Source organism: Thermogutta terrifontis, assembly GCF_002277955.1.
GTDB lineage: Bacteria > Planctomycetota > Planctomycetia > Pirellulales > Thermoguttaceae > Thermogutta > Thermogutta terrifontis.
The window spans coordinates 2409261-2421685 of record NZ_CP018477.1; the positions used below are offsets into that span (position 1 = coordinate 2409261).

A 12425-nucleotide genomic window follows, 5' to 3' on the forward strand; every position below is an offset into this window, starting at 1 on the left:
ACCAGTTTTGCTTTCATCTGTGACTGAAGGCATGCTGACCGCCCTTGAGGGGGGAAGCGTGACGCTGGCCGCGGCCTGTGGTGTTTTGGCTGTCATAGTGTTTTCGGGTATTGTGTGGTTGGGGCACAGCTCACCTGTCTCCGGCATCGCGGAGGTATTCCTTCTTGTGCTTGTCCTCCTGGCAGCTGGCCACTATTTTCTGTGGACGGCGGTCGAGAGGGCGATCCCCTGCCGCCGCAAAAGTCCCCTGGTGGTCGGTGGCGCGCTGGTCCTCTCGACAGGAGCGGCCCTGGCCGGTGCTCTCGTACTGTTCCTGCGCGGTTTGACGGCGGAAAGTTACCGCGAATGGTGGGGCATGCTAGTCGTGCTTATTCTCGTCACCTTAACTGCCGTGTACATCAGAAACATTTTTAATCCGGCAAGAAATGCCCGCTCCCTGATTGCAAACATGTCCCGAACGTGGGCAGCTTTTTGCCAACCACGGCCGATTTTCTCCCCCAGGACGTTGTGGAGGCAACAGAGTGTGTCTTGCTGGCGGTCGGTCGATGGAGATGTCGCCGTCGTGGCTGCGGTTATCGGCGGCATCCCGTTTTCACTCCTGCGGAGAGGTAGCAAAAGACGGCAGGCCTCTGATTTCCCAGGCGGTAGGTGGCCCAAAAGAGGGATACGAGCTAGGGCGAAGGTGGGCGTCCTCTTCAAAGCGTGGAGAGCAATTGGCCGGGAGGAGGAAAGATGGGTTTCCGATCACTTTGTTGGGCTGGAGAATGGTGAGCGTGTGCGTGTTGTCCATTGCGAGTTTAGCCCCCCGTTTGACCATCTTCCCCAGGTCATTGCTCGAGTTGTTCGCCCCGATGGTCTCCGGGCACGCGTACTGCGAAGTTACCCCTACGGAGCGCGAATTGAACTTCGACGCAGTGTTCCCGGACCAGCCTTGACGGTGCATCTCCGGGTGCGAGCATCGGCCCAGCGCCGGATATGGCAAAAAGTGTAATTTTTGTCCAGCAAGGGCCGTCCTGATTTCTGTCGCCGTAGGGTTGCTAATTTCATGGAGGCGGTGCGCGCGGAAAGAGGCGGCACATTGTATAATGGGTCGGGCTCGAATTTGACGTGGAGTACCATCGGCTCATCGCTATTACGGTGGGGAGGTATCCAATGAACCGCGCGGCATTTGCACTGAGCGTCCTCGTCTTTGGGGTGTTCGTGGTCAGCCCGGGACTGTCGAGTCAACAGGCCGTCGCTGGGGCTCCGGTGACGGAACGACCGAACATTATCGTTATTCTGGCCGACGACCTGGGGTATGAAACAATTGGTGCCAATGGCGGGACGTCTTACCGCACTCCACGATTGGACTCACTAGCCGCCACGGGCGTCCGTTTCGAGCGCTGCTACGTTCAGCCGCTGTGCACGCCAACCCGTGTCCAGCTGATGACGGGCCAGTCCAATGCCCGAAATTATCTCCGGTTCGGAGTCATCGATCCGAACGTCACCACGTTTGCTCATCTTTTCGAACGGGCTGGATACGCGACCGGGATCGTTGGCAAATGGCAATTGGGCCGCGAGCCGGACCTGCCTCGACGGCTGGGCTTTCAGGAATATTACCTCTGGCAGCACACCCGACGTCCCCCACGTTATGCCAACCCTGGTCTGGAGATCATGGGGGTGGAACGGGACTATTCCAACGGTGAGTATGGGCCGGACCTGCTCCACCAGTTCGCGTGTGATTTTATCACACGTCATAAAGCCCAACCATTTTTGCTCTACTATCCCCTGACCCTCACTCATGCCCCGTATCAGCCGACCCCCGACAGTCCGGATTGGGATCCACGTGCAGTAGGCGAAAATGTGAACCAGCATCCCCGCCACTTTGGAGAGATGGTCGAGTACATGGATAAGTTGATCGGGAAGCTGGTGGATCACTTGGAATCCCTGGGCCTGCGGGACCGTACGCTCATCATCTTCTTGGGCGATAACGGAACCGGTAAAGGCATCCGCTCCAAAATGGGTGACCGCGAGATTGTGGGTGGCAAGGGGCAAACCACCGATGCCGGGATGCACGTGCCGTTGATTGTCAACGGACCGGGGTTAATTCAATCAGGTAAGGTGTGTGGTGATCTTATTGATAGCACAGATATTTTCCCCACAATTTGCGAGGCTGCCGGGATCACACTTCCTGCTGATCTCGTTTTAGATGGGCAAAGCTTCTGGCCTCAGTTGTGCGGCAAGCCGGCAAAGCCGCGGGAATGGATCTACTGTTGGTATTCGCCACGGCAGAATAATAACCTCGCCGCAACGGAGTTTGCGTTCAATAAACAGTTTAAACTTTACAAAGACGGGCGTTTCTTTGATATTATCAATGATCCCGAGGAAAAATCGCCGTTAGACGTCAATACGCTGACTGGGGAGGCCGCCCGGTCCTATCAGGTGCTACTCTCCGTTCTGAAACGCCATGAAGGAATCCGTCCACCCGACTTGGACGAGAAGGTGAAGGCGCAGTTTTCTACGCCAGACAGCACGACACCACAAGCGCGCCGGGGACAGCGGAAAGCGCGTCAGAGCGGGGTGGTGGAATGAATAACCACAGGTGTCATTGAACATAAGAATAGATAAGAATGGAACTGTCGTTAATAGTAGACGGAATAACCGGGCGCAGGTTCAAATACATAGCGATTGGTATTACAGAAGCTTTTTAATGGCGGTAAACCTCTGCTGTTTGCATGACCAACAGTCGCGGTTTGTTGAGATTTTTCGGAAAAGTCGTTTTGAGACCAGTTTGGGGAGGATGCTAAAATGACAGCGCGACTTGAACAATTTGCCGAGCAACGACCGAATGCGAAGGGTCAACCTTGCCCGAGCTGGCAAGTCAGGTGGATCGCTCTGTTGGCCGTTTTCACCTGCTCTGTCGTGACAACGGGATGGACCGCGGCGGAAGCTCCACGACGGCCGAACGTTCTCATTATCACGACGGATCAGCAGCGTGTGGATGCTGCGAGCGTGGTGGGCAATCCGTGGTTAAAAACGCCCAACCTTGATCGCCTCGCTTCTCAGGGCGTGTATTTCACCAAGTCTTATTGCTCCTACCCATTGTGCAGCCCTTCTCGTGCGAGCCTTCACACCGGGCGATTTCCTCACGAGATGGGCGTTGACCACAACAATATGGCGATTCGTCCGGGGATTCCGGTTTCAGGTGAGTTGTTCCGTGATGCTGGATATGAGGCCGCGTATGCAGGAAAGTGGCACTGTCCGGCGGTGTATCCCACGGAAGGGATTCCTGGTTTTCAGGTATTGAATCGGACAACACGCCAGGGAAAACTGGCCCGGGACGTGGACGCGGCCACGATCGAAGCCGCCATCGACTTTCTTAAACAACCACGCCAGAAGCCATTCTATCTGGTGGTTTCCTTGATCAACCCACATGACATCTGTCTCCCAGCGGGCGAGGCGAGTCCACTCCTGGAACAGATTTGGCAAAGGTACGGTCCGACAGCGGGAATCGAACTGCCACCTCTTCCGCCGAATTTTAAGCTTGCTGACAACGAACCGGCATGGCTGGGACAACGGCGCCCCAAGCATCCCGATTGGGACGAATCGCAGTGGCGGCGGTACATTTATGCCTATTATCGGATGGTAGAAGACGTAGACGCTCAGATCGGCCAGCTTCTCGATGCCGTCAAGGAAATTGGTGCACAGAACAATACACTGATTGTTTTCACCAGCGACCATGGAGAGGGGCTCGGTTGCCATCAATGGACAGGAAAAATGATGTTCTTTGATGCCGAGGCGGCAGTACCGCTTATTGTAAGTTGGGAAGGAGTGACTCCGACACGCATCGATCGGGAACACCTTGTCTCCACCGTGGACGTGCTACCCACAATTTGTGATTATGCGGGCATCAAACCACCCTCCGATGTACGTGGCCAAAGCCTTCGTCCTATTATTGAGAATCCGGGTGCCCCGTGGCGGGGCTTTGTGGTTTCTGAAATTGCCCACACACCTGCCCTGGGGCGGAGTTTCATGGTGCGAACAGCGCGGTACAAGTACATCCGCCTAGCCCAGGCTAACAGTGAGCCGGTGGAGCTTCTCTTTGACATGGAGGGCGATCCAGCGGAGCTAAACAATCTGGCAGGCAAGACGGACATGCGTCCGGTGTTGGAAGAGCACCGCCGGATTCTCGAACAGTGGCGGGAAGCCACAGGTGAAAAGTCCAATCCAGTGCAGCCTTCGCCCAAGCCTGCTCGCCCACAGAAACAGCGGGCAAAAAAGGCCACCTGAACATGAAAAAGAAGCCCAGGGCAAGGCTTTGGGATCGCGCGCCACCAGATGGCTCGGGATGTTATTCTGCGTTCGTTCTGCCGCCTATCCTAACCATTCTCGCGGAAGTGTAAAGCGTCTCCCCGAGAAGGGACTTCAATCGTATTTGCATCGAGGACGGGTTTCGATTGACGGTAATAAGGAGATAATTGTGCTCGCTGGCGACGAACTCCGACGCCGGGTCGGGGTATCGGTCACCCTTTCCCTGAAGAGAGGTATTGAAATATGCCACTCCGTCTTTCAACGCACATTCGCCAAAGTGGCCAAACCCCGAGATGACGGCCGTGTTTTTCTGGAAGAGCCGCTCCCAAATGCCACCATACTGATTCCGCATAGCGGCGTTTTGCTCATTGTGGAGGGTGATCAGGAAAGGCATCGTGTTTTCCGTGACAATCTTCTTGTACCACTGAAATTGCTCAGAATCTGGCCCAAAATCGTGGCAGGACTGCCAGGTAGTGCCCCGGTCACTGATATGGTTGAGGTCCAGTCCCACCAGGCATAATCCGCTCTGGGGAAGGGTGAAGTGCCAGTACCAGCCGGCATCGGGCAGGGCGAAAACACGTCGGAACGCCCGTGCCTCGATGTCATACACAGGATTCTCCGGCGGCTTCCCCATACGTGGGCGGATTTCCCGGTCATGGTTACCCAACACGGGCAGGATCGGCACCCGACGGAAAAGTTCTGGATACTGCCGAATCAGTCGAAGAAACGGTTCCACGCACTCCGTGCGGCCCTCCCCACACACCGAGTGAAGATTATCCACATGGTCCCCTGCCGTAAGGAGAAGATGAGGTTTGTCCGCCAGAATAGCACTTAGATCGGGGCGGCTCTGCCAGTTGGCTACTACTGCGATTCTCAAACCATCGGCAGGATAGCCCGGAAAAAACACCTCAGTCGTTGCCGATCCGCTGAGAATGCGAATCGAACAGGGACGGGTGGAATCGGAGAGCGGTATCTGCAGGCGATGCCATGTGGTGGGCTGAGAATCCTGAATTTCCCGCCAAACCGCGCCATCCTGGTAGGCCACACGGCTCGATTCCGGATTATCCGTGATCCACGAGAGAGTCAATTCCTCCGGCAGCGGCCGTGTGTGGCCCATCCATACCGCCGTGACTTCGCACCAACCTTTTACGCCCGGGACGTTCGCCATCAGCATGCCCAGCGCGCTTGCTAAGATCGCTTTGAAAACGTGAACAACGGGACCGCGTGATTCCATCCGATATTCCTCCTTCAGGGATTGTGCCCGGAAACTTCTTCAGGACGTCAACATTGCTCGACGTGCTTCTCGATCAATGAAAACCGGTGCCGTGCAGCGCAGCGACACGGGAACGGGTCATGTCCACGTTTCCTCGGCCGTCGGAAAGGCACGTAAACCTCGGTAAACCGTGTGCCGCAGTGAAATTTTACCTGGAGGGACTTGCCTGCGACGACCAGATATTCAGTTTGGGCGATCCATTTCATTGTTCGCGCGTTACCTGCTTCATTCAGTCCAAATTTGGAGGTACTGGCAATTCATGAATTGCCCATTCGAGACGCCGAACTTTTGGCGTTTGACCGGTCCTTAAAAATCGTGGAGGCGGCTCGAAAGGCAAACGCGTTGCCGGGGTTGCGGGTCCGTGATAGGATAAAATCGCCTACGGGCGAACCGTTTCCGAAGGCGGAGGAGCGGGAAGGATGGACCGGCTTACAATGCACCGAAGAATCCGCGGATGGTGGGACAAACGTGTGGGGCTGCTGCTTGTGCTGGCTGTGATTTCGGCCAGCATCGCAGCTTCCCCCGTCGCGGCGCAACCGCCACCATGGATGCTTCCGCAGCGCGGGTGGCCACCGGCAGGTGGATTTGTCCAGCCCCCTGGTGGATTTAACTCCGGGATGCGCGGACGATTACAGAGCGGAGTTAGCAACTCTTGGACAGGAAACTCAACCAATACGGCGAACGAGGGACAGGCACTGGTGGACCTGATTCATCGTCACGTCGCGCCGTCTCATTGGGCCCCTGCCGGGGGACCAGGAGCGGTGTATTACTGGCGGCCAGGCCATGCTCTCGTCGTACGGGCTAACGAAGAAGCCCATCAGGGAATTAGCGATCTTCTCAGGCAACTCAGGCAGGCTGGACAGTAACCAACTGCGAGCGGCGGCCTTACTGCTTGGAAACGTCTGCCAGTAAGAATCATTTTTTGCCGGGAGCACCGGGGCCAGCGGCTTAAGTCTTGGGCCTCATGGAAAGACTTTACGGCCACCCACCCAGGTTTCCAGAACCTCAGTGTCAGCGATAGCGTCGACCGGACAGGTCAGGATATCGCGGTCAATGATGATGAAGTCTGCATACTTCCCTGGTTCCAGGCTGCCTTTTAACTTCTCTTCGAAAGTCAGATAAGCGTTGTTGATGGTATACAGTTTAATTGCTTCCTCACGCGTGATGATCTCTTCGGGATGCAATGGCGCATCACTCCCCCGAGGCCGGCGCGTGAGCACCGTCCACATGCCGAGCCAGGGATCATAAATGTTGATCGAGCGACGCCGTCCGATCTTCTGCATATGATCTGAACCGCCACCCACGATCACACCCTGCTGGGCAAGAGTCCGGTAAGGTTGGAAATACCTGAGGCGTTGGAGGCCGAAATGTGCAACAAGGGTCGCCCCATCATGGTACAACCAAGCGGGTTGCAGATCCGCGACAATTCCACACTGGGCCATCAGGGCGATGGCCTCGGGGCTCATGAAATTCGCGTGGGATATGCAGGGTCGCAGCTCGCGCACGGGAAAGTCGCGGTTCACCCGCGCATAGGCCTCGGCAAGGGCGAGCACGGCGCCATCCCCAACGGCATGAGCGGTTGGCTGGAGTCCTTTGGCAAGTGCCAGCTTCACGATTTGGTAAAGTTTTTCTGGTTCCACGAATAAAACGCCGCGATAGTCAGGGTCGGTGATCCCATAAATCTGACTTACTCCCCACGGCTCCCGCATGTAGGCACTTCCGGTGAGCATTCCCCCATCAAGGAAGAACTTCAGACCGCGGACCCAGATCCACGGATTATACTGATGAAGCGGATGAGCCACCGCCCGATCGATGGCGGCTTCGATTTTCTCGATCGGGGCTTGCGCATCGACATAGTAGGTGATGAAGATGCGGCAGGTCAACTGTTTTTGATCCAGGAGTGCCTTGTAACGCGCAATAGTGCGGTCATTCCCGCTCCGGTCCACGATACTGGTCAGGCCTACCTCGTTGTACGCCCGGAGTAACTTACGGAGCGCCTCGCGTGATTCTTCCTCACTGGGGGATTTGGCGGACGATGTGACCTTGACCAGTCGGGTGCAGCTCCGCAGGATCCCGGTAGGCTCACCAGTCACAGGGTCTTTTTCGACAAATCCCGGCTGACCGTCAGTGATCTGAAAATTTCGATCAATTCCGCCGAGTTTCAACGCCAGAGAATTCAGCGCTGCATCCGGGCCGGTTCGGAACATCACTGGGTGCTCCGGCGCTGCTTCATCCAGTTCCTTGCGTGTGGGAAATCGCCGCTCTTTCAAACGTGTCACAAAAACCTGCTGGATAACGATCCATTCTCCCTTGGGCAACACGGCAGCGCGAGCACGAATATAGGCGAGTACGTCCGCGATACTCTCCATGGAGGGTACTTCGTGATCGAACTCGTACACCGCGGCGGAAGGTGGATGGGAGTGAGAATCGATGAGGCCGGGCAGAACCATCCGGCCTTGGAGATCAACGACTTGGGTGCTCGGACCTGCGAGCTTCATGATTTCCTCGTTGGGCCCGACCGCCACTATCCGGTCGCCGCTGACTGCCATCGCCTCCATGATCCGGAAATGCTCATCCACAGTGACAATTTTCGCGTTGTGGAAGATCCAGTCCGGCTGTCCCTCGCCCAAAGCGAATGGACATGCGAAGACCCACGCGATGGACAAACTCGCGATAAGTGTTCCCGCGGCAGACGAGCGATACCCATTCATGGCCATCCTCCAGGTTTTGGTGCCCACGGCGGATGTTTTTCGAACGTGCAGGTGCAACCGTTATCCGCGAATTTTATACAACCTGGATAGCCCATTATCAACAGGTTGCCGCCAAGGGTGCCCTATCTGAATTCCAAGGAGAGGCCGTTTCATGGCATGCTGGCTCACCAGTGCGTCAGCCTCATCCAGAACATATGGCAAACGGCATCCCGTCAATAGGAAACGAGAAGAAGCGCGAAACTCGAGAATCGCCGACGCGCTGCGTGGTGAATCTTGCGGCAACAGCAGTCACGCTCAATTCACCTGCCAGCCGCTACCAATCTCCAAGTTCATTTGAATGGGCTCAGTGAGTTGCGCCTGATCGCTGCTGTCAGTAGTAGGCTGGAGCTTGGCAACCTCAAAACCCACAGCTCGGAAGAGCCACCGCATTTCCTCTCCGCTAACCACGAAGCGGTCCAGGACATCCCCGCTGATAGCCACCAGGTCATCGCCACCCGTCGGCCAGACTTTAAGCGTATCGCGACTGGTACCGGCTGTATTCGCTTCCGCATACACGTGATCGAAGGCCCGCACGGTAATCCGGTATCGTGCCCCCGCGGTAACCTGGTCAAAGATCTCATGCTTGTGGCTCTTAACGTGGAATTCGTCTTTGAAGATGGAATCCACCAGGTCCGCTCTATCGTATCCCTGCGAAGCGAAGGCTGTGACGGTTCGAAAGTTGTGGGCCGTCACGTCGTACCCGGGCCCTGCCATGCGGCTAAGGCCGTAGCCGCCGAGGAACACGTCGTCACCCGGAGAGTCGAAGAACACCGCTCGATCATTATCGCCGGTCGCGAAGGCATGAACCACTTCAACCAGTTTGACCCGGTGGTACACCCCGGGACCGATCATCTTCACGTGCCTGTATTGCGGCTCAGATTTGAGGCTCACGGAGAGATCGACCAGACCGTGTTCCGACGAGTCGTACAGGTATGCTGTGTCCTGGCCACCACCGGTTGCGTAAACGTGAGCTTCCTCGAACCCCACGATCTGATCCACGCTGACTGGAATGGGGCCTGGAATGACTGCTTTCAAGGAGCCCGGACGGAGATGAAATATATCATCACCAGGACCATCGTAGACCACGACGATGTCGACACCAGATCCAAGGCCGCCTTGCACCGTGAGGGAATCGGGCGTCTCCGACAATCCATAGGAAACGCCATTGATCACCACCTGAGGTGAGGTCCCCGGCCGCAGAACCAAAAAATCATCGTGCTCAGTACCGAAAACCGATACCAAAGCCCCCGACTCCCCTAGGAATTGGACGGCTAAAAGATTTACAAATCGGAGGGAAAAACTCGTGTCGCTGCCCGACGCGATCACGTAATAGAGTCGCCCTCCCTCGGCGAATTCATAATCCAGTCTGGTCTGGTTGTCTGCGAATTGGGACTGTGCCAGGAGCGTCGCCTCCGGATTCTCAAAGGGGTTATCGTCATAAAGCTGAAGCGTTATCGACCCCGGGACGTCGAGACTCTCTCCTATGACCGTCAAAATCCCATTCCGTGTGGGAGACACCTGAAACACGAGGTCCGTCGGTTCCAAGGTCACTAAATCCGAGATTGTCAAATCGTCAACGGTGCCCAAGTCGCGGACGGAATAACGACCAGGCAGGAGGTTATGGAGGATCGTGATGCTGTTGGAAACCTGATTGAGGACCACGAGGTCGAGGCGACCGTTGCGATCGACGTCCACAGCGACGAGGGCTTCGGGGCTATCTCCCGCTGTGAAACGCACTTCAGGAAGAAAGGTCCCGTCCCCGTTGCCGAAAAGAATCGCGACGTCGTTTGACCCGCTATTCGTCGTGGCGATGTCCAGGCGGCCGTCGCCATCAAAGTCGGCCACTGTCAAGTGCGAGACAAAGTTTCCCACAGAGTACCGGCTTTCGGTCCCAAATGTCCCGTCACCATTGCCCAGACGGACGGACACCGAATGATTCTGTCGATTGCCCGTAGCGATATCCACAAACCCGTCGCCATTAAAATCCCCTGCTGCTACCGAACGCGATCCGTCGCCCATCGTGTAGCGCAGCTCGGTTTGGAAAGTGCCGTCGCCATTGCCAAGAAGGATCGATACGTCGTCACTGTCCCAATTGGCGGAAATCAGATCCATCCGGCCGTCACCATTGAAATCGCTTACCGCCAAAGAAAACGGGTTGCTTCCCACGGTAAAGCGGCCTCGCGCTTGGAAGGTGTTATCACCCAGTCCCAGAAGGATAGAGACGTCGTTGCTCCCCTGGTTGCAGACTGCCAGGTCAAGATGCCCATCGCCATTGAAGTCAGCAGCGACAACATCCGATGGGCCCTGCCCGACAGCAAATCGGGAATCGGAAACGAACTGACCGCCACCAATGTTCTGGAACACGGCCACTTCCCCGTTGAAACGGTCAACTGCGACAAAGTCGGCGTGACCATCTCCGTTGAAATCGGCGGCGGCAACAGCCCCCATGTACGGGCCGATTGGATATCGCCCCATTTCTACAAAGTTGCCAGTGCGATCGTTGAGAAAAATGGAAACGTACCCGCCCGACCAGTTGGCCACCAGCAAATCAGGCCAACCGTCATTGTTGAGATCGGCCGGACGAACTCGCGACGGACTGAGTCCTGCTGGGTGCGACTGCCGGGATGGGAACACCCCAGTTCCATCACCGAAGATAATGGAAACGTCATAGGTGTTTACTGTCACCACGTCGAGGTGTCCGTCGCTGTTGACATCGCCGACGATGCCCGCAGCGCTTCCCGAGGATGCCGAGGGGCCAGGTGGAATATGCGTCTCGAAGGATCCGTCACCGTGTCCCGTCAGCGAGAGAATGGTACCTTCAGCATCAACGAGTGCTAGGTCTATTCGTGTGTCCGTGTTAAAGTCCCCGGCCAGCAAGTACTGGAGGGTTCTGTCTAGGCTCTGGAGGGACAGAACATCAAAGTTACCGTCGCCCTCGCCGAGCGCGACAAGGAAATACGGGGAGCCCCTCTCGCAGGCTGCGATATCGACGAGACCATCACCATCAAAGTCAGCCACAGCGATGGAATCCGTGCGGATGGGCACCAGTGTACTGACTAATTGAAATGCCTCGTCTTCCTCGAAGAGGTACACATCAATGCTGCCCAGATTCCCAACCAGCAAGTCCGGATGCCCATCGCGGTTGACATCTGCGACCGTGAGGGCACGGGGCGAAATGCCGGCCGGTGATTCGAACAAGACCTCGAAACTGCCATCCCCTTGATAGCTGAAAATGGCCAAGCTGTTGCCGCCGTCGCTGACGAGGATCGCCGCAATATCAGGATTTCCGTCGCCATCAAAATCACCAACTGCGAGGTCGCGGGGAGACGAGGGCAGAGACCACAAAATTCCATCTCCAAGATTTCCCCCACCAGACCCAAAAAACAGCGACAGCGAGTTGTCACCGGAATTTGAAACAACGACGTCCAGATGACCGTCGCCATCAAAATCCGCCATTTCGATATCGCTGGGAAGATCCCCTACGGGATACTGGGTTACGGTAAAACGTCCATCCCCCTCCCCGAAAAACACGCTGACCGCGTCTGCCAGGCGGTTGGCGGTCACCAGATCTGGGTTCCCGTCTTCGTTGAGGTCGCCCATCACGACCGAGGCCGGCTCGACATTTCCGAGATGGAGTTTTAACCCGGGGAAGATGCTCGGTAGACTGGCATCCAGGAGCCAGCGTTCTTCGAGTACTTCCAAGCTAGGCCTTCTACGCCGCGTAAAGGATTTCTTTTTTACGCATCTTCTCCTTTTTTGTGTCCAACGATGCTCTGACAGCTCTCGCATCTGTCTCTCTCGGCCGGCCACGATCCACCTCCCGAAACGAAAATTTTCCCAACTTTTTTAACATGCCTGATTGAGACGCGTCTCTATCATGGAATGGCCTGTGCCAATTGTGTTCAGAATTGCTGAACACGCCGCCCAATATGTCTTTTTGATTTCTTTTATAGGCTTAAAAATCTCTGTCGCCATTTCCTGGGTTGTCGTCTGCCACGACTTCGTGTAAACCCAGCTCGCTCGGCTGCGGATGTACGCAATCTGGAAACCTGGCCGGTAACCGCGTTCACCTTGATCGAGGACAGTCCACGGTGGAGTGTACCTTTGCAATC

General features: G+C 56.1%; 7 protein-coding genes. 4 read left to right on the forward strand and 3 right to left on the reverse strand.

Features of this window, described 5'->3' with window-relative positions:
* The first annotated feature begins 31 nt into the window (after window positions 1–31).
* The 3 genes from THTE_RS08975 (at window position 32) to THTE_RS08985 (ending at window position 4269) form a co-directional block, all read left to right on the forward strand.
* Entirely contained in the window at window positions 32–991 is a 960-nt protein-coding gene (locus tag THTE_RS08975) for a hypothetical protein (protein ID WP_157731974.1), read from the forward strand.
* Window positions 992–1152: 161 nt separating this feature from the next.
* On the forward strand, window positions 1153–2571 hold the full coding sequence (locus tag THTE_RS08980) for a sulfatase family protein (RefSeq protein WP_095415117.1): 1419 nt from the start codon (window positions 1153–1155) through the stop codon (window positions 2569–2571).
* A 216-nt stretch (window positions 2572–2787) separates the two neighbouring features.
* Complete coding sequence (locus THTE_RS08985) at window positions 2788–4269, forward strand: sulfatase family protein (RefSeq protein WP_095415118.1); 1482 nt, start codon at window positions 2788–2790, stop codon at window positions 4267–4269.
* A 61-nt stretch (window positions 4270–4330) separates the two neighbouring features.
* On the opposite strand, the gene THTE_RS08990 is transcribed toward THTE_RS08985, so the two are convergent.
* Complete coding sequence (locus tag THTE_RS08990) at window positions 4331–5524, reverse strand: metallophosphoesterase family protein (protein WP_095415119.1); 1194 nt, start codon at window positions 5522–5524, stop codon at window positions 4331–4333.
* A 458-nt stretch (window positions 5525–5982) separates the two neighbouring features.
* On the opposite strand from THTE_RS08990, the gene THTE_RS08995 reads away from it, so the two are divergent.
* A complete protein-coding gene (locus THTE_RS08995) occupies window positions 5983–6429 on the forward strand; it encodes a hypothetical protein (protein WP_095415120.1) in 447 nt (148 codons plus the stop codon).
* A gap of 96 nt (window positions 6430–6525) precedes the next feature.
* On the opposite strand, the gene THTE_RS09000 is transcribed toward THTE_RS08995, so the two are convergent.
* Window positions 6526–8274 carry an amidohydrolase gene (locus tag THTE_RS09000; RefSeq protein ID WP_095415121.1) on the reverse strand — a complete coding sequence of 583 codons (1749 nt, stop codon included), beginning with the start codon at window positions 8272–8274 and terminating at the stop codon, window positions 6526–6528.
* Between the two features lie 294 nt (window positions 8275–8568).
* Window positions 8569–12015: an FG-GAP repeat domain-containing protein gene (locus THTE_RS09005; protein WP_168175821.1), complete on the reverse strand. Its 3447-nt coding sequence runs from the start codon at window positions 12013–12015 to the stop codon at window positions 8569–8571.
* Window positions 12016–12425: the final 410 nt, after the last annotated feature.